A 17,621-nucleotide genomic window follows, 5' to 3' on the forward strand; every position below is an offset into this window, starting at 1 on the left:
TTCTGTTTCGAAAAACCTGATCCATGCCTATAAAACAACGATCTTTCGGTGTAACCCTGCTCCTATGGATGGTGTTAATCCTGTCAGCGTGGGGCGTGATTCGTGTTGTCACGGCCCTGCGCGCATGGGACGTGTTGAACGAATTCGACGCAAGCCTCAGCCCGCTATATCTATCCATAACGGGAGCAGGCTGGGTTGCGGTAGGATGCGCGCTTCTCGCGGGCATATGGAATTCGAAGGCATGGACACGTCCAACAATCGCCATATCCGCATTGCTTTGGCTGATAGAATATTGGATCGAACGTGTCTTCTTTCAAGCACCCAGGGCAAATCTGCCGTTTGCATTGACGTGTTCGATAGTGGTCATCTTTATTACATGGATTTTAATAGTACTTCCAGGAACGATATCTTTTTTTACAAAAAGCGAGGAACATGAGCACCCAGTCGAAAAACCAACTTCTGAATGAGAAAAAAGCGCGATCGCGTTTAGGCGGCGGCGCAGAACGAATTGAAACCCAACACAAAAAGGGACGGCTGACCGCACGCGAACGCATCGACCTTTTGCTCGACAAAGGTTCGTTCCGTGAGGTGGATGCATTCGTCCAGCATCGTACGTATGATTTCGATCTTGACCAGCAGAAATTTATGAGTGACTCGGTGGTGACCGGCTGGGGAACCATTGAGGGACGTTTGATCTATATCTTTTCGCAGGACTTCACGGTCTTTGGTGGTAGCTTGGGCGAAGTCCATGCGGAGAAGATCTGCAAGATCATGGATATGGCAATGAAGAACGGCGCACCCGTGATCGGATTGAACGATTCAGGTGGCGCACGCATTCAAGAAGGTGTTGTCTCGCTGGCAGGTTATGGTGAGATCTTTTTACGAAATACAATGGCATCAGGTGTCATTCCACAGATCAGCGTCATTATGGGACCCTGCGCCGGCGGCGCGGTCTACTCCCCTGCCCTGACAGACTTTATCTTTATGACACGCGATTCTTCATATATGTTCGTGACAGGACCCGACATCGTCAAAGCCGCAACGCACGAAGAAGTGGACTTTGAAGGCTTGGGCGGCGCGTCCATCCATGCAGAGAAATCAGGCGTTTGTCATATCGCCGCAGACAGCGAACAGGATACGTTGTACCTCGTTCGCAAGTTGTTATCCTTCCTCCCCCAAAACAACATGGAAGATGCTCCCTTCGTGAACAGCGGAGATGATCCACTACGAACGGAAGATGCACTGAACACGATCATCCCTGATGATGCGAATAAACCTTACGACATGCGAGAAGTGATCAGCATGGTGGTCGATAAAGGCGAGTTCATGGAAATACAGGAAGGATATGCGGGCAATATTCTGATCGGGTTTGCGCGTTTGGGCGGACACACTGTCGGCATTGTGGCGAACCAACCCGATGTATTGGCTGGCGTACTGGACATAAAATCCTCTGAAAAAGCGGGACGTTTCATCCGTTTTTGTGATGCGTTCAACATCGCAGTTGTGACATTTGTAGACACGCCCGGATACCTACCGGGCACCGATCAGGAACATCACGGCGTCATCCGTCGTGGCGCGAAGTTGTTGTATGCCTACTGCGAAGCGACCGTTCCCAAGTTGACTGTCATCACACGCAAGGCTTATGGCGGCGCGTATCTGGTAATGAGCAGTAAGCACCTCCGCGGTGATTTGAACCTAGCATGGCCCAGCGCGGAAATTGCCGTGATGGGACCTGACGGTGCAGTGGGCAAGGTCTTCAGCAAAGAACTGAAGTCTGCTCGCAACCCCGATGCAAAGAAAAAGGAATTGATCGAAGAGTACCGCGAAAAATTCGCCAACCCCTACGTGGCGGCAGAACGCGGTTACATTGACGATGTTATCGAGCCAAAGGAAACACGTCCGCGCTTGATCAATGCGTTGGAGATGTTGAGCAACAAACGCGATTCGAATCCCGCCAAGAAGCACGGGAATATTCCGTTGTAATTCCGTAGGGAACGGCAGCTGCCGTTCCCTACAAAGGTGACATTATGTTCAAAAAAGTATTGGTAGCAAACCGAGGAGAGATTGCCGTACGCATCATCCGTGCGTGCCGCGAGTTGGGAATCGAAACTGTCGCTGTATATTCTGAGGCAGACAGGCACGCGCTTCACGTCCGTTATGCAGACGAGGCATATTTATTGGGCCCTGCCCCGTCACGCGAATCGTACTTGCGTGCAGATAAGATCTTGGATATCGCAAAGAAATCAGGAGCCGATGCTATTCACCCCGGCTACGGCTTCCTCGCAGAACGCGAAGATTTTTCAGCCGCATGCGAGGAGAATAAAATCGCTTTTATTGGTCCGAAGCCATCAGCGATTGCGGCCATGGGCGATAAGATGACCGCTCGCAATACAGTTGCCGCGGCAGGAGTACCCGTAGTGCCGGGCACCGAAGGCGAAGCTGGGCTTCCCGATAATGAATTGCTCGCCATTGCACCTCAGATCGGTTTCCCGTTGCTGATCAAAGCTACAGCGGGTGGCGGTGGAAAAGGCATGAGGGAGGTAAAGTCCATTGAGGAGATGCCAGCCCTTTTACAGTCCGCGAGGCGTGAAGCGGAATCCGCTTTTGGGGATGGCAATGTCTATCTCGAGAAGTTGGTCGAAGGCGCGCGTCACATCGAGATCCAAATATTGGCAGACTCACACGGCAACGTCATCCACTTGGGCGAACGTGAATGTTCGTTGCAACGCAGGCATCAAAAACTTTTGGAAGAAGCACCTTCCTCTGAATTGGATGAGGAACTGCGCAATCGCATGGGCACAGTGGCCGTTAAAGCCGCACAGGCAGTGAATTATGTCAACGCGGGCACAATCGAGTTCCTGCTCGATAAAGACCGCAACTTTTACTTTCTTGAAATGAACACCCGCTTGCAGGTGGAACATCCTGTGACCGAAATGGTGACAGGCATCGACATCGTGAAGGAACAGATCCGCATCGCACGCGGACGTGCCCTAACCTACAAACAAGAAGATGTGAAGTTCAATGGCCATGCCATTGAATGCCGCATCAACGCTGAAGATCCCTACAACGGGTTCATGCCATCCACGGGGCGCATCACACACAGCCTGCTCCCCACCGGCCCCGGTGTTCGTGTGGATACGGGCGTGTACCCTGGCTTCGAGATCACGCCATTCTATGACCCGATGATCGCCAAGTTGATCGTGTGGGGTGAGACGCGCGCACAAGCCATTCTGCGTATGCGTCGCGCTCTTGAAGAATATCGCATCGTCGGCGTACGCACGAACATCCCCTTCCATCAAACCATGATGGACTCACATCGCTTCATGGCGGGACAATACGATACACGCTTCGTGGAAGAACGTTTCTCCATGGAAGAAGCTGAGGAATATCGCAAGAACCACGAAGAGGTCGCCGCGATCCTTGCCACATTGGTAGCACATCGCACAACAGAACGTTCCGCACAGATCGTACAACGCAACGAGCGCGATACCAGCAACTGGAAATGGGTCGGACGCTGGGAAAGAATGCACAGGTAACCGCATGAAATATATAACAACGATCAACGACAAGGAGTTTCTCGTTGAGGTGCTTGACGATCATCATGTAAGCATCAACGGAAAAACCTATCAAGTCGATTTTGAAGCTGTGAGCGGACAACCCGTCTACTCCTTGATACTCGATGGCAAATCACATGAAGCCTATGTGCGCGAAGGTGACGATGCCTGGCAGGTTTTACTGCGCGGCCGTTTGTATCCTGCCAAGGTGGAAGATGAACGCGAGAAACGCCTGCGCGTGGCGGCCGGTGGCGGCGTGGCCGAGGGCGGCGAGTATCATCTCAAAGCGCCCATGCCCGGACTCGTAGTGGCCATCCCCGTTGAAGAAGGTCAAGAGATCAAGAAGGGGCAAGTATTGCTTATTCTTGAATCCATGAAGATGCAGAACGAATTGAAATCCCCACGCGATGGTGTTGTCAACCGAATCAAGGTCAAGGCGGGGGAAAGTGTCGAACAAAAACAAGCACTGTTGAGCGTACACTAACATGCAAGAGATCGAAGCCAAATTTTATGTTTTAGATTTGGATCGGATCAGGATGCGTCTCCAATCTTTGGAGGCGCTTTTGATTCAAGAACGTGTGCTCGAGACGAATATCCGCTTCGACCTACCCGACGGCGGCCTCCGTTCCGAGGGACGTGTACTACGCCTCAGGCAGGATACCGAAGCCAAACTCACCTACAAAGGCCCCAGTTCCACCGATCAGGGAGTACTAAGCCACACTGAAATCGAATTCAATGTGGGAGATTACGATAAAGCAAAAGCGTTTATAGAAGCACTGGGGTATCAGAAACTTTTTTACTACGAAAAGTATAGAACGACATATGAGCTCCATCAGACTTCCGAAGTCTTTGTGGAGCACCCCCGAAACGGAGTGGAGGGGGCTGAGACTTCGGAAGTCTTACACGTCATGCTCGATGAGCTCCCTTACGGGAATTTTGTCGAGATCGAGGGAGAAGGTGTCGAGTCCATTCGCGCCGTTGCCAACAAGCTCAATCTAAATTGGGACACTGCCGCTCCAATCAGCTACCATTTGTTATTCACACGCTTATGCGCGAAACATCCTGAACTTGATCCAAGTGATTTATCTTTTTCCGCACTCAAGGGATTGGAAATCTCCGCCGAAGATCTATCTATCCGCGCGGCGAATGGGTGATTCTGTCAAACATTGTCAATACGTTGGAATGGTTGTATAGTTCGAATGGGAATTCCGCATATATAGGATTAGATCTACTATCTATTCAGAAAGTTTGTTCATATGAAAATAACACAAGAAGAAATTGACAAGTTACTTACTGAAAGCAAGCGATCCCCGTTGGTTCTGAAAGGGTATGACCTGACCGAAACTAACCTGGCCGGAGCAAATCTAATCTATGCGGATTTGTCAGACTCTGAATTAACAGGCGTTAATTTGGTGGGAGCTAATTTGACAGGCGCCAAACTGCTAGGGGCAGAGTTAAGTGAAGTCAAATTGACTGGAGTCAATCTGGTGCAAGCTGATTTGACCAGCGCTATCTTAGTAGGAGCTGATTTGATGGGTGCAATTCTTGTTAAAGCCATCATGAATAACGCTAAATTGCTAGGAGCTGATTTGACAGCAGCAAGAATAACAGGGGCCAGATTAACTTACGCAAACTTAATACACACTGTTCTATTGGCATCTGATTTGAGTTTTGCCGATTTGAATCATTCTGAGTTAATTTGCGCCAATCTGACAGCGGCGAATATGACAGGAGCTAACTTGGAGAACTCTAATTTGGCAGAAGCAATTCTGAACGAAAGTAGACTGGCATCAGCTAGTTTGTATTCAGCAAAATTAATCAAGGCCAGCCTGTTGTGGACTGATGCTCGTTATGCTACTCTGATCGAGGCAAATCTATCAGAAGCTGACTTGAGAGGAGTTAGATACAATGATGAGACAAAATGGCCTGATGGGTTTGATCCAATTACTGCGGGAGCGATTCACACAGAATATTAGAACGGGAAGAACTTCAATAGGAAAGTATTAGGTCAAGCCACCGCCCAACAAAGTACGCAACTGACGTGTGGGAGTCGGCGGCATTTACAAGCATTTTGGGCTTCGAGTTTTTACTGCATATCAAAAATTGTCCGCGCCACCCAAACGCCGCTAACGCAAACCGTTCAGCATGAACGGCGGGGTAATTTGGGGCTCATCTTTAATAGAACCATCAGGTAATTCATGAACAACAACATCGAACTTATGAATCTATATTGGACAACGGCTGGCATCTACCCCGGTCGCGGCAAGATCAGTCGCTTTGATTTCAGGGACAGGGTGGAAATCTCTGCGAAAGCAGGCTTCAAAGGTATCGGCATCTGGCATACTGATCTGGAGCACATCACCCAATCGCTTACTCTCAAAGAAATGAAGAAGATACTCGATGACAACGGCATGAAACACGTCGAGTTGGAGTTTCTCAACGATTGGTTTCTCGAAGGTGCGCGCAAATCTGAAGCGGACAGTCGTAAGAAAAGACTATTTGAGGCGGCTGAAATCCTGCATGCCAAACATGTCAAGATCGGGGATTTTTACAACTCAATTTGCCCCATGCCACGTTTGGTCGAGTCCTTTGCGGGGTTGTGTGCCGAGGCAGAAAAGTATGGCACATCCATCGGCTTTGAGATCATGGAATGTGCTGTAGTCAACAACATCAAAGATGCGATCACAATGGTAGAAACCGCCGGGGCAAAAAACGGCGGGATCATCATTGATATCTATCAGGTGACCAAGCTTGGGATCACATATGAGGAGATCAGCCGCATCCCGGTCAACTATTTGACAAACGTCGAGTTGAACGATGGCTTCCTCCCCACCAACCCCAAGTACGATCCCCACAATCGAAACTTCTGCGGGGATGGCGAATACGATATCAAAGGCTTCATCCAATGCATACACGGTATGGGATACACCGGTCCTTGGGCGGTGGAAGTCATTGCGGAGGGACTGTCTGCCCTACCCTTGCGAGAGATGAGCACAAGAGCGTTTAATAGCACAATAGCTGAGTTCGCTAGCTAAAACCAAAACGGAGATACCCTAGAATGAAAATTGCCTGTTTCAGCGTCGCCGCCATGGATTTCTTCCCCCAACAGAACAAATACTTTGCGGGCGGAAATTCTCTTAATCAAGCAGTCCGCTTCCACCAAATGGGATACCAAAGCGCATTCGTCGGTCCACTGGGAACCGATGAAGCTGGGGACCAAATCGCCGCGTTAATGGAATCGGAAGGGATTGATACATCTCACGCCTATCGCGTCAACGGACAAACTGCCAGCAACAAGATCATCCACGATGATATGGGCGAACGGTATGGCATTGAAGGTGCATGGGAAGGCGGTGTATACGAGACATTTCAATTGTCAGAAACAGACTGGGACTACATCAAAGATTTTGATGTTTGGTCCACACATGCAAACGGTCCCTGCTATTTGAGCGCGCTGGAGCGAAAAAGCGCATCCCAATTCATGAGCGTGGACTTTTTGCATCTCAAGGATTATGACCTGTTGGAAAAGAGTCTACGTGTTATAGATATTGCCTACTTCGGGGGAACCATGGACATGGCAGATGATCTGGCTCGAATTGCAAAAAACAATCGCGGCATAGTGATCCTCACACTGGGGGCTGAGGGCAGTATCGCTTTTGAAGGTGGCAAAAAATACACACAAAAAGCGTTGCCAATGGACAAGGTCATTGATACTACCGGCTGCGGGGATGCATTTCAATCTGCATTTACTGCATCGTATATTAAGACAAAAGACATTCAAGCAGCACTTTTGGCAGGGGCCGAATTGGGGAGAATAGCCGCGTCCAGTTTTGGTGGAATTCCCTGGAAATCATAATATTTTAAGTAAAACCGAAGATACTATTGAAAACAGTATTGAAACAACGTATACTGACACTATCCATCCGCCCCCATTTATCACTGAAAGGATACTCCATGCATAAACATCATCACCCGATCAATTGCATCGTTCCTCCGCATGTGTTGGAAGGTATTGCCACCAATGGCACAACAGCACAAAGAAGTCTTGCCATCAGCACACTCAAGATGTCAGCATCCATGCAAGGACAACGCCGCGCCCTTGCAGACTTTAATCCTGCAGCCTTTCGTGCTGCGGCAGCAGGTGGCAAAGAACGGATTATTTACGATGCAAAGAACGGATCAACTCTTCCCGGGGCTATTATCCGCAATGAAGGCGGCTCACCTTCCTCCGATGTTGCCGTCAACGAAGCCTACGATGGCAGTGGCGCGACCTATGACCTTTATAAAGATATTTATAAAAGAAATTCCATAGATGGCAACGGGATGCGCCTCGACTCAACCGTCCATTATCAGAAAGGCTACGACAATGCTTTCTGGGATGGGGAACAAATGGTGTACGGTGACGGCGATGAGAATTTACCGGCAAGTGACCGTCTCTTCAATCGCTTCACCATCGCGATCGATGTGATCGGTCACGAACTGACACATGGCGTCACCCAGTTCGAAGCCAAATTGAACTACTCACAGCAATCCGGAGCTTTGAACGAATCGATGTCAGATGTGTTCGGCTCCCTCGTAAAACAGTACCAGCTCAACCAGTCCGCACTTGAAGCGGATTGGATCATCGGCGCAGGTTTGCTGACAGCGAACGTCAACGGCTTTGGAATTCGCTCCATGAAAGCGCCGGGGACTGCGTACGATGATCCTGTGCTTGGCAAAGATCCTCAACCTGCTCACATGAAGGACTATGTCAACACCGCCAGTGATAACGGCGGCGTACACATCAACTCCGGCATACCCAATCACGCCTTTTACGTTGTCGCAACCGAGATAGGCGGTTCGGCATGGGACAAAGCCGGGCAGATCTGGTATGCAACTCTCAAAAACAAATTGGCCAGCAATTCCAACTTCCAGGATTGCGCTAATTTTACTTATCAAACAGCAGGCGAATTGTATGGCGCAGGAAGTATTCAGCAACAAGCCGTGAAGATTGGCTGGTCCGAAGTGGGTATCACTGTGGACGGTACATCCACGCCTCCTCCCCCAGCCCAATCTGGTAGCGGCTGTCTGGAAGGACTCCTACGCGCGATCGGCGCCGCACCAGCAAAGTAAAAGGAACAACCATGTATATCGAACACATTAAATTCGAACGCACTGGTGGCTTTGCGGGCATCCGCCTTGCCGCAGATATTGAATTGGACAAATTACCTGAAGACCAGAAACGCGAGATACTCGACCTGCTCGACGAAATGGACTTTGATGATCTCCCGGAAAAACTTGAAGATAAAAAATCCATACCTGACGAATTCATATACTCCATTGTGGTTGTTTCAAGCAAAAAGGAATATAAAGTAGTCGGCGGCACGTCAGTCATGCCAGACAAAATGACACCCTTGATCGAGATACTTGAACAATTTGCAAAAAGACAGGCGCGAAAAAAATAAAAAATCACCCCGCAAAATTTTGCGGGGTGATTTTTTATTACAACTTTATCGGCAGGTTTGCGCAGGCTCGTACCATTCTCCAAGGCCCGCCTGTAATTGTCGTGCCGCGTTGACGGAAGAAAGGGTATTGCCTTCTGCATCTGGCGTCACTAATTGATAGAGCGTCGAGCGGAGGATCTCAGAGGAACGCGGGTATTGACCATCCACATCGGTAAACATCCAACGAATATCAGAAGGATTTTAGTCAGCTTGGCAAAATCCGCTTCGTGCCCGATGGAGGATGTTGAAACTGGCGCATTTTTGACAAGCAAATATCTACCCGGCAAATTCTTTTGAGTTTCCTGCACGCCTTCCTTCATCAACCAATTGAGGAAAAATTCTGCTTCCTCTTTATGGGCGCTATCATTATTGATACCAACCCCTACATCCGGTTGAAAGACAACAAAGGTCTCTTTACCTTGTGGCGCAGGAGGGGCAAATACAGACCACTCAAAGTTTGCAGACTTATCGAACAGTTGCAAGTCCCAAGAACCGCCGAACAGCATTACGGCTCTCTGGTCAATAAAATATTGTTTACTGATGGTGTCATCCGTGATCTTGGAAGTCTCTTCTGGGGGAAGGGCCGCATTCAAAATGAAGGGTTTAAGATCAGAGACAGCCTGGAAAGCATCAACTATCTCACGGCTATCAAAGCATAGATGTTTCTCGGTCGTAAGCGAATACTTTTCGCGGCCTGGCGCCCCTCCTACAAAATTAACAAGGACACTTTGGAACATCTCACTATCTTGCGATGTAGCAAGCAAATTAGCAAATGGGATCTTGCCAGCTTCCTTGATCTTTTGCGAGTTGAAGAGGAGGTCTTCCCAAGTCTCCCACGTATCGGGCGAAGCTATTTCAGGGTGCCTCGCAAAGAAGTTCTTGTTGTAATACACGCCTTGCACCACACCCACATAAGGCATGGCGTAATATTGATTATCACTGCCCTTCCAAGGTTCGCTTTTGCTCTCATCGAACCTTTCAGCAATAGGCAAGGCGCCTAGTGGTTCCAGATATTGCGTCAGACGTGTATCGTAGGGATAGACAAAGAATACATCGGGGCCGGAATGTCTGCCTAATTGATCCAATAGGATCGAACGGTAATTCGCTCCCATCACTGCCTCATATTGGACATGGATCGTTTTACCGTGATCGCTGGCATATTGCTCGAACGTTTTCAACAGCGCCTTCATCGGCTCGGTATCTTCAGGTCTCCATGTGCCAAACCGCAAGGTAACAACCCCGCTCCTTCCCTGATCGGCATCAGAAGTGGATGAAGTCGTTTGTGTGTCTTTCAAATCCAGATTAACGATTTTATCGACCAACGAACCGGCAGTCTCTTTGGATGGTTCGAGATGGAAAACACCGTAATAGATGCCAACACCGCCCAACATGGCCAGCACCAGAATAAATGGATAGACGAAGCGGCCGATCATATTCAAGCTGATGCGTTTATCCTGCAACGATTTCTTCTCTTTTTCATCTTCGACTTCTTCGCTTCGCTTTTCATACCGAATGCTGATCGTCTCCAATAAAACGATCAATGCGGACATCGCATACGCGGCATAGAACAGATACTCCATCGCCACGGTATAACCGATCTCAGGAAGTGAGCTTGCCAGGTTCAAATGGAAAAAGGCGGTGGTCAATAAAGCCGTTGAGCCAACACCCAATCTTTCAGAATGGCCCAGCGGCAAGAAGAACGTGATATAAGCCAGGACAAGGGTAAAGAGTAACGGCAACAGACTTTTGATGATGAATTGAAGCGAAGTGCGTTGGACGTCAATGCCCACGTTGATAAGAGAAAACTCAGTCGTAGTATTGCGTCCAAAGTTTTGAGGGTCACCGAGAGTGGACGTAGTAGAGAATATGCTTTGCTCTGCGATCGCATCCACTACCCGCCAGCCAAACAAGGACGCATATGCCCCATTGTCTTTGAAATGTTCCATCAAAGAATTGCCGCCAGTGTCTTTCATACCGATACGATCCACCACGTATTGAACGAACGAAGTAGTAGCATTCTGGTTACGGAACTGGATCACAAGTTGTTGACGGTCGAAGGGATATTCGTAGAACAGGAATTGATTCTTGAACGTACCGGTGACTCGATATGTTTCTGTAGTGATGCCGTTCTTGTCAGTCTCTGCAGGGCGGATCAATGTTAGCGTGACCGCATCTGGGCTGGTCGCATTGCTAAAAATAATATCGGCTGGCTTGAAAGCATCGTCCTGCGAATTGGAACGATAGCGCACCCACATGTAGAAATCCATTTTGTAAGTGGAAGTCTTGATATCCACATCTTGAATGTCTACGATGTCGATGCCGGAGTACACAATGTTCGCAACATAAACATACCTGCCATCTACGGTTGTGATACGTCCGCTGTCGACTTGCTTCTTCAGGTCCTCCACCTTGAATTGTTCAGGGCGAGTGATCGGAATGAACTGGATCATGCCAGAAACAATATTGCCGTTCTGGTAAACGCCAAAACGCGGAGAACGGGATACATCATGAGAAAGGTCAAAATAGATCGAACCGGCCAATCCACGCACGCCGGTTTCGGGTGTTTCCATTTTGGAGAGTTCAGTAAAAACGGTCTCTGAGCCACCGACTTTTGTGCGTTCAAGCGCAGTTAGGATCGTAAGCGCCGCATCGTAGCCGTTCTTCACTTTATCATCTGGCACATTTTGCGCTGTAACATCCGTGCCCGATGATTTTTTCCCCATCAAACTTTGATATGCACGCTGAAAATCATTGGCATATGTGTCGGCGCTATCGAATATCAACAAACAAGTCGCAGTAACGCCATCCACAAAATAGGGCACACCCTCATTCTGACCGATAATTTCTTCCATAAACTCGGACTTGGACATCGTGCTCGCGCCCATGATCGGATACGTAACACCTTTACGCTTCAATTCGATGAGCAATGTTGCGGCAGTCTTTTCATCAGTAGCGATAAAAACAGTTCCAGGGTTACCACTGGCGGCAATAATGAACTTATTGACAATATCGGTCACATTTTGGTCGCTGGCATTTTCGCTCAATACGATTGAGCCGCCCAGCCCCTTGAAGGTATTCGTAAACTGCTGTTTGAGCGCACTACCATATTGATCGGTGGTGTAAATAACACTGGCTTTATCCTGCCCTTGAATCTTCCGAAGATAGGTGGCTAAATACGCAGCTTCTTCTTCAGCAGAATACATGACGCGGAAGGCATATGGATGCTTTTCGGTCAACTCCGTCACTGTGGGGTTGACACTGACAAATGGTATTTTGGCATTGTCGTAGGCGGTTGCCGCAGACAGGGCAGTCTCATTGGTAGAATGACCAATGACGGCAATCACATTGTCTTTTACGATCTTTCCGGCAACCGTCTGCGCTTTGGCGGGGTCGGCATCATCACCATAAGAGATCAGGTTGACCTTGAAACCCTTGTCTTTCTTGTTGAATTCGTCAACGGCCAGCAAGGCCCCCGCATAAATGGATTGTGCGTTGGGATCGCCGTTTGTGCTCGCTATCTTATCAACTACGGCAATAGTAACTGTTTGAGTAGATGTCAATTGTGATAAAGGGGCACAATTGATCAATAGGCTACCTAGAAATAGAACCAGAACCAAAATAGATATTGTTTTTGAACGTTGATACATACATTCCTCATCGGTAGGAGTTAGGGCACTAGTTTAACACCGTGAGAGGTGCGCCAAGGTGGGTTTACTTTTCAAGTGCCAAACAGATTTGACCTTAAGGCGCAGGCCAGGGGATTTTCACCGGGTCAGAAAACCCGTGCTTTTCAACGGTGTATAACAGCCCTTCTGATGGGTATGGACAACCCGCTTCGTCCTTGACCGTATAGCTGGTGGAATACTGATCGGGATAGGAATCCGTCCACCATAAATAGGCGCCGCCCTGACAGACGAACAACTCCAACAGATAACCACGATCCTTATCCTTGGTCATCTCCATGCGATCCCAACTGATCGTGACCTTATTTCCATCACGAACGGCATTTACATTTTTCGGGGGACCATACTGGTTCGCACCGATGGATTGCAAATGGAGCTCGGTCAGGTTCACCTTTGAAATATCCCCCACCACATCCACCACAGACGGGGCGACCCAACAAAAATAATTCAACTTATCGAATTTGACATACAACCATTTGCTATAAATAAACCGCCCACGGACGGTACCCGTATCGCCGGGGTATAGGTCGGCGGCATGGAGATATGCAACCGCAGGTCCATAACGACAATGCGCCTGTTTATTGACCGTCACAGATGGGAAGGAAAAAGTGGGCGTGGCGGTAATAGTAGGTGTAAAAGTCAGCGTGGGGGTGAGAGTTTCAGTAGGTGTGAAAGTAAGGGTGGGTGTAAGTGTCTCCGTCGGCGTGGAAGTCAACGTGGGCGTGGGGGTCTCTGTCCACGTATCAGCAGTGGCGGTAAGAACCTTGGCCGTTGCAGTCGCCTGGGCTTCAGGCGAAAGCAGGTTACAAGAAACTAAAAAAATGACAGTGAGCAAAAGCAGGGAATGTTTTTTCATCTCAACTCCTAAAAATTTACAACTACAAGACGCAAATAGGGGGCTATTGGAACACCGACAAAAATGCAATGATATTACGGCCTAACGCTTCGTTGGCGTACCCACCCTCCATCACAATGACTGTAGGAAGGTTAAGCGAAGCGATGCGTTTTCCGATCTCGTGAATACCATCAGTGGACACTTTGATCGTACCAAGTGGATCGTCGGCGTAAATATCCATCCCAGCAGAGACCACCAAATAAGCAGGTTTATAGCCTTGTATCAAATTAATGGCTTGATCGAGCGTCTGCAAATATTCTGTGTCGGTTGTTCCCGCAGGCAACGGAAAGTTATGATGAAACCCAAAGCCTCTACCTCTTCCGCGCTCATCGGCATATCCAATGAAACTTGGATATTCAAAATCAGGGTCGGCATGGATCGAAACGGTGAACACATCATCGCGCGGATAGAAAATATCCTGCGTACCATTACCGGCGTGATAATCAACATCTAATACGGCAACGTGCCCTTTTGAAGAAAGCAGGTTCGCGGCTACAGCGGCGTTATTGATGAAACAATACCCGCCTGCATAATCTTTACCCGCATGATGCCCCGGCGGACGGCACAATGCGAACGTGGCGCGTTCTCCTTGTATCACAGCCTGCGCCGCACTCAATGCGCAATTCGCAGAAGCGAGCGCGGCCTGATACGTCCCTTCCACGATGCAGGCGCTTAAGTCCATCATGTAATAACCTGCGCGCCCCAATAATGACTTTGGTTTCTGTGGTTCCCTTCGTAACGCAAAAGTAGCAGGCAACAGCGTAGACGAATCCCGGGGTTCAGTAGCCAACCACTCGGTCCAGGCAGAGGCGAGAAAATCAAGATACTCCTTATCGTGCACAGCGAGGATCGGGTCGAGTCCAAAATCAGATGGTTCACAAAAATCGGCCCATTGCTCATCGCGCAAGGCTTTGAGGATTTGGTCCATGCGATCTGGGTTTTCGAGGTACGGCACGCGCAGTCCCCCATCGAACACTTCAAAGGGAGGGTAGTGTTTGCGATGTGTTTCTGAATAAAAAACTTTCATTGAGCCTCCGTAAGATGTTGCTCTATAATTGTATCAATATAATGCTTGCGAAGCGGGCATGAACGGAGAAACCATGGAACTCTTTGAAACTATTCACAACCGGCAATCACTGGGAAAAGTAAAACCCGATCCATTGCCACGCGAAACAATTGAAAAACTTTTAAGCGCGGCTGTGCAGGCCCCCAATCATTACAGAGTGAGGCCGTGGCGCTTCGTTGTTTTGACAGGTACTGGGCGTGAGAAACTTGGAGATGTAATGGCCGCCTCTCAAGCGAATCGTAAGCCTGATCTGCCACAAGAGGCCTTCGACAAAACTCGAGCCATGCCGCTCCGCGCACCCGTGGTGATCGCAGTCGGCGCAGATAAACCTGCTGAAGAAAAAGTTTTAGAGATCGAAAACGTCAGTGCCGTGGCGGCCGCCTGCCAGAACATTTTACTTGCCGCTCATGCATTGGGGCTTGGCGCACAATGGCGCACAGGGGAATGGGCACGCGATGGGAAGGTAAAAGAATTTCTGGGTTTTTCAGCAGACCAACATATCGTTGGCTTTATTTATGTTGGGCAACCTGAATTTCAACTTGAACCACATCAAAGGCCATCATTCGAAGACAGGACAGTTTGGATCAGTGAGTAGAAACAAGAGCGATGACTCAACATCATCGCTCTTTTATTTAAAGTCACATCGAACCAATTCACGACTTCTCTTTTTGCTTGCGCTACTTGATCTTTTCCAAGGCTTCTTTTGCCAATGCATGCAACTCTCTATCGCCACGTTGAGACGCAATCTCTTGTAGTGCAGGCATAGTACGCTTATCTTTCAGTTCTGCCATTGCGGCGATCACATGCCTCTTGACCTCGCGCTCTGGGTCTTTCAACATCTCAAGCAGAACCAACACAACTCGTGGCTCGACGATCTTCGGAAGCACATCCACGGTATGAATGCGAATCCACATCTCTGGATGATCCAACGCTTCGACCAAAATCTCGAAGCTGGCTACGCCAAAATTAACCAATGCCTCCGCTGCGACCTTTCCTACGTCATGATGCAGGTCATATAACGCCATACCCAAAGGTTCAATAGCACGCGGATCTTTCAACCGACCAAGCAATATCGCCGCAAATTTGCGGACTGTGCCTTCCTTGTCCTTCAATGCTTCGATCAACGATTCGACTGCGGCGTCTCCCATCTTTTCGATAGCGCTTAGCAAGTCACCTGCGGCAACTTCGCGTTCATACCACCAATAGGAATCATGCAACGCTTCCATAAGGTATTGCATGGCGGCGGGGTGTCCCGTATTCCCAAGTGCTTTCGCCGCCGCCTGACGGACTTCGATCTTCGGGTCATCAAGCAAGATATTCGTAATGTCATCGAACGTAGATGGGTCTTTGAAGAAGCCAAGTCCCAGACACGCTCCGATACGGACTTCATCTTCTGCGGCTTTCAATGCGTTCAACAATGGGTCAAGCGCCTGCTTCTCACCAATTCTCCCCAAAGCAATCGCGGCACGTGCGCGGACGGTATAGTATTCGCCGTTCATCGCGTCCAACAATGCGGGGACGGCAGTCTTGTCCCTGCGAACGCCCAACACGTCAGCGATCCGCGCGCGAATGATGGGATGCGCCGTGGAAAATACTTTGATCAACAAAGGATAGGCCGAAGGGATTCGGGCGAGAATCTGCTGATAGACCGGGAGCAGGCTTTGGTCACGAGTTTGAAGCGCTTCGATCAGAACAGGAGCGGCGTCGGCATCGAGTCGAATCAATTCCTGTGCGACCTGATCGCGTGTGGTCATGTCCGCGAGTTGCGTAAGGAGGCGTTTTGCCTCGGCTTGTTTACCGCCAGTGATCCAGTTCATATATTACTTATTGTACTGTTAAAAATGATAGGCTTTAATGGAAATTCAGACGCAAAATCTCTGATATAATTTCGAACTTGGAGAGAGGAAAGCACACCGCCGGGGCTTCCCCGGTGTTATTTTGCCTGTATCCCGCAATTATTTTATTTGGAGCAACCAATGAAGAAAGAACAACTACTTGATTTGTATTACCAGATGGTATTGATCCGCCGCGTGGAAGAACGAGGCGCTGAGTTGTACCAGGCTGGCAAGATCGGCGGCTTCATGCACCTGTATATTGGGCAGGAAGCTGTTTCAACCGGTTTGATCGCGGCTCGCGAAGACCGTGATCGTGTGATCACCGCGTATCGCGATCATGGCGTCGCCATCAACTGTGGCATCTCTGCTGATTCAGTGATGGCCGAATTGCTCGGCAAAGCGACAGGTATGTCGAAGGGCAAGGGCGGTTCGATGCACATGGCTGATACGACCAAAAACATGTGGGGCGGACACGCCATCGTAGGTGGACACCTCCCCATCGCTTCAGGTTTCGCGCTTGGTGATCAGTATGCCAAGAATGATAACGTCACGATCTGTATGTTCGGTGATGGCGCGACCAACATTGGATATTTTCATGAAGCGTTGAATTTAGCCAAGACCTGGGGATTGCGCGTGTTGTGGGTTTGTGAAAACAACCAGTACGGCATGGGCACCGCAGTGGAACGCGCTTCGGCTGTGACCGAGATCCGCCAAAAAGCTGAAGGCTATGGCATGAAGAACAGCCAGGTGGACGGCATGGATGTGGTGAAAGTGTACGAAGCTTCTAAGGAAGCGATCGAATATGTCCGCAAAGAAGGCCAGCCGTATTTACTTGAAATTGACACATACCGTTTCCGTGGTCACTCAATGGGCGACCCCGAACGTTATCGCAAAGCAGAAGAAGTAAAGCAGTGGCAGGAGAATGATCCCATCGGTATTTTCAACAAGTACCTTTTGGATAAGAAGGTCGCCACCACCAAAGTGCTGGATGAGATCGAAGCGCGCGTGGAAGAAGAAGTTGTGAAGGCTGTTGAATTCGCCGAAACATCGCCCGAACCCGCGCCAGAAGAATTGTTCACGGATATTTTTGTAGAGAATTAAAAAG

16 protein-coding genes are annotated in these 17,621 nt (G+C 49.1%); 12 read left to right on the forward strand and 4 right to left on the reverse strand.

Annotated elements, in window-relative coordinates; genetic code table 11:
- Positions 1–23: 23 nt before the first annotated feature.
- The 10 genes from IPP66_21600 to IPP66_21645 all read left to right on the forward strand — a co-directional run bounded on the left by IPP66_21600 (position 24) and on the right by IPP66_21645 (position 8,998).
- On the forward strand, positions 24–467 hold the full coding sequence (locus tag IPP66_21600) for a hypothetical protein (protein MBK9927876.1): 444 nt from the start codon (positions 24–26) through the stop codon (positions 465–467).
- Complete coding sequence (locus IPP66_21605; protein ID MBK9927877.1) at positions 433–1,983, forward strand: acyl-CoA carboxylase subunit beta; 1,551 nt, start codon at positions 433–435, stop codon at positions 1,981–1,983. Before IPP66_21600 ends, IPP66_21605 begins: the two co-directional genes overlap by 35 nt.
- A gap of 44 nt (positions 1,984–2,027) precedes the next feature.
- Positions 2,028–3,536 (forward strand): acetyl-CoA carboxylase biotin carboxylase subunit, encoded by a 1,509-nt coding sequence (gene accC / locus IPP66_21610; GenBank protein ID MBK9927878.1) that lies wholly within the window; start codon positions 2,028–2,030, stop codon positions 3,534–3,536.
- Positions 3,537–3,540: 4 nt separating this feature from the next.
- A complete protein-coding gene (locus IPP66_21615) occupies positions 3,541–4,038 on the forward strand; it encodes a biotin/lipoyl-binding protein (protein ID MBK9927879.1) in 498 nt (165 codons plus the stop codon).
- A 1-nt stretch (position 4,039) separates the two neighbouring features.
- A complete protein-coding gene (locus tag IPP66_21620; GenBank protein ID MBK9927880.1) occupies positions 4,040–4,708 on the forward strand; it encodes a class IV adenylate cyclase in 669 nt (222 codons plus the stop codon).
- 102 nt (positions 4,709–4,810) lie between these two features.
- Positions 4,811–5,530: a pentapeptide repeat-containing protein gene (locus IPP66_21625; GenBank protein ID MBK9927881.1), complete on the forward strand. Its 720-nt coding sequence runs from the start codon at positions 4,811–4,813 to the stop codon at positions 5,528–5,530.
- Positions 5,531–5,752: 222 nt separating this feature from the next.
- Entirely contained in the window at positions 5,753–6,589 is an 837-nt protein-coding gene (locus IPP66_21630) for a sugar phosphate isomerase/epimerase (GenBank protein ID MBK9927882.1), read from the forward strand.
- Between the two features lie 23 nt (positions 6,590–6,612).
- Positions 6,613–7,410 carry a carbohydrate kinase family protein gene (locus tag IPP66_21635; GenBank protein MBK9927883.1) on the forward strand — a complete coding sequence of 266 codons (798 nt, stop codon included), beginning with the start codon at positions 6,613–6,615 and terminating at the stop codon, positions 7,408–7,410.
- Positions 7,411–7,508: 98 nt separating this feature from the next.
- On the forward strand, positions 7,509–8,666 hold the full coding sequence (locus IPP66_21640) for a M4 family metallopeptidase (protein MBK9927884.1): 1,158 nt from the start codon (positions 7,509–7,511) through the stop codon (positions 8,664–8,666).
- Positions 8,667–8,677: 11 nt separating this feature from the next.
- Complete coding sequence (locus IPP66_21645) at positions 8,678–8,998, forward strand: hypothetical protein (protein ID MBK9927885.1); 321 nt, start codon at positions 8,678–8,680, stop codon at positions 8,996–8,998.
- 149 nt (positions 8,999–9,147) lie between these two features.
- On the opposite strand, the gene IPP66_21650 is transcribed toward IPP66_21645, so the two are convergent.
- From IPP66_21650 to IPP66_21660, 3 genes are all read right to left on the reverse strand, one after another.
- Positions 9,148–12,684 carry an extracellular solute-binding protein gene (locus tag IPP66_21650; GenBank protein ID MBK9927886.1) on the reverse strand — a complete coding sequence of 1,179 codons (3,537 nt, stop codon included), beginning with the start codon at positions 12,682–12,684 and terminating at the stop codon, positions 9,148–9,150.
- Between the two features lie 94 nt (positions 12,685–12,778).
- Positions 12,779–13,576: a hypothetical protein gene (locus tag IPP66_21655; GenBank protein MBK9927887.1), complete on the reverse strand. Its 798-nt coding sequence runs from the start codon at positions 13,574–13,576 to the stop codon at positions 12,779–12,781.
- Between the two features lie 43 nt (positions 13,577–13,619).
- Positions 13,620–14,642: a histone deacetylase family protein gene (locus IPP66_21660; protein MBK9927888.1), complete on the reverse strand. Its 1,023-nt coding sequence runs from the start codon at positions 14,640–14,642 to the stop codon at positions 13,620–13,622.
- Positions 14,643–14,715: 73 nt separating this feature from the next.
- On the opposite strand from IPP66_21660, the gene IPP66_21665 reads away from it, so the two are divergent.
- Positions 14,716–15,276 (forward strand): nitroreductase, encoded by a 561-nt coding sequence (locus IPP66_21665; protein MBK9927889.1) that lies wholly within the window; start codon positions 14,716–14,718, stop codon positions 15,274–15,276.
- 82 nt (positions 15,277–15,358) lie between these two features.
- Here the strand turns inward: IPP66_21665 and IPP66_21670 are convergent, their stop codons facing one another.
- Entirely contained in the window at positions 15,359–16,498 is a 1,140-nt protein-coding gene (locus IPP66_21670) for a HEAT repeat domain-containing protein (protein MBK9927890.1), read from the reverse strand.
- Between the two features lie 159 nt (positions 16,499–16,657).
- On the opposite strand from IPP66_21670, the gene pdhA reads away from it, so the two are divergent.
- The gene (gene pdhA / locus IPP66_21675) at positions 16,658–17,617 is read left to right on the forward strand and encodes a pyruvate dehydrogenase (acetyl-transferring) E1 component subunit alpha (GenBank protein ID MBK9927891.1); all 960 of its coding nucleotides are present in this window, start codon (positions 16,658–16,660) and stop codon (positions 17,615–17,617) included.
- Positions 17,618–17,621 lie beyond the last annotated feature (4 nt).

This window comes from Candidatus Defluviilinea proxima (assembly GCA_016721115.1).
GTDB lineage: Bacteria > Chloroflexota > Anaerolineae > Anaerolineales > Villigracilaceae > Defluviilinea > Defluviilinea proxima.

Coding starts and splice junctions, on each gene's coding strand:
- IPP66_21600 (MBK9927876.1), top strand. CDS start 24: ATGCCTATAAAACAACGATCTTTCGGTGTAACCCTGCTCCTATGGATG.
- IPP66_21605 (MBK9927877.1), top strand. CDS start 433: ATGAGCACCCAGTCGAAAAACCAACTTCTGAATGAGAAAAAAGCGCGA.
- accC (MBK9927878.1), top strand. CDS start 2,028: ATGTTCAAAAAAGTATTGGTAGCAAACCGAGGAGAGATTGCCGTACGC.
- IPP66_21615 (MBK9927879.1), top strand. CDS start 3,541: ATGAAATATATAACAACGATCAACGACAAGGAGTTTCTCGTTGAGGTG.
- IPP66_21620 (MBK9927880.1), top strand. CDS start 4,040: ATGCAAGAGATCGAAGCCAAATTTTATGTTTTAGATTTGGATCGGATC.
- IPP66_21625 (MBK9927881.1), top strand. CDS start 4,811: ATGAAAATAACACAAGAAGAAATTGACAAGTTACTTACTGAAAGCAAG.
- IPP66_21630 (MBK9927882.1), top strand. CDS start 5,753: ATGAACAACAACATCGAACTTATGAATCTATATTGGACAACGGCTGGC.
- IPP66_21635 (MBK9927883.1), top strand. CDS start 6,613: ATGAAAATTGCCTGTTTCAGCGTCGCCGCCATGGATTTCTTCCCCCAA.
- IPP66_21640 (MBK9927884.1), top strand. CDS start 7,509: ATGCATAAACATCATCACCCGATCAATTGCATCGTTCCTCCGCATGTG.
- IPP66_21645 (MBK9927885.1), top strand. CDS start 8,678: ATGTATATCGAACACATTAAATTCGAACGCACTGGTGGCTTTGCGGGC.
- IPP66_21650 (MBK9927886.1), bottom strand. CDS start 12,684: ATGTATCAACGTTCAAAAACAATATCTATTTTGGTTCTGGTTCTATTT.
- IPP66_21655 (MBK9927887.1), bottom strand. CDS start 13,576: ATGAAAAAACATTCCCTGCTTTTGCTCACTGTCATTTTTTTAGTTTCT.
- IPP66_21660 (MBK9927888.1), bottom strand. CDS start 14,642: ATGAAAGTTTTTTATTCAGAAACACATCGCAAACACTACCCTCCCTTT.
- IPP66_21665 (MBK9927889.1), top strand. CDS start 14,716: ATGGAACTCTTTGAAACTATTCACAACCGGCAATCACTGGGAAAAGTA.
- IPP66_21670 (MBK9927890.1), bottom strand. CDS start 16,498: ATGAACTGGATCACTGGCGGTAAACAAGCCGAGGCAAAACGCCTCCTT.
- pdhA (MBK9927891.1), top strand. CDS start 16,658: ATGAAGAAAGAACAACTACTTGATTTGTATTACCAGATGGTATTGATC.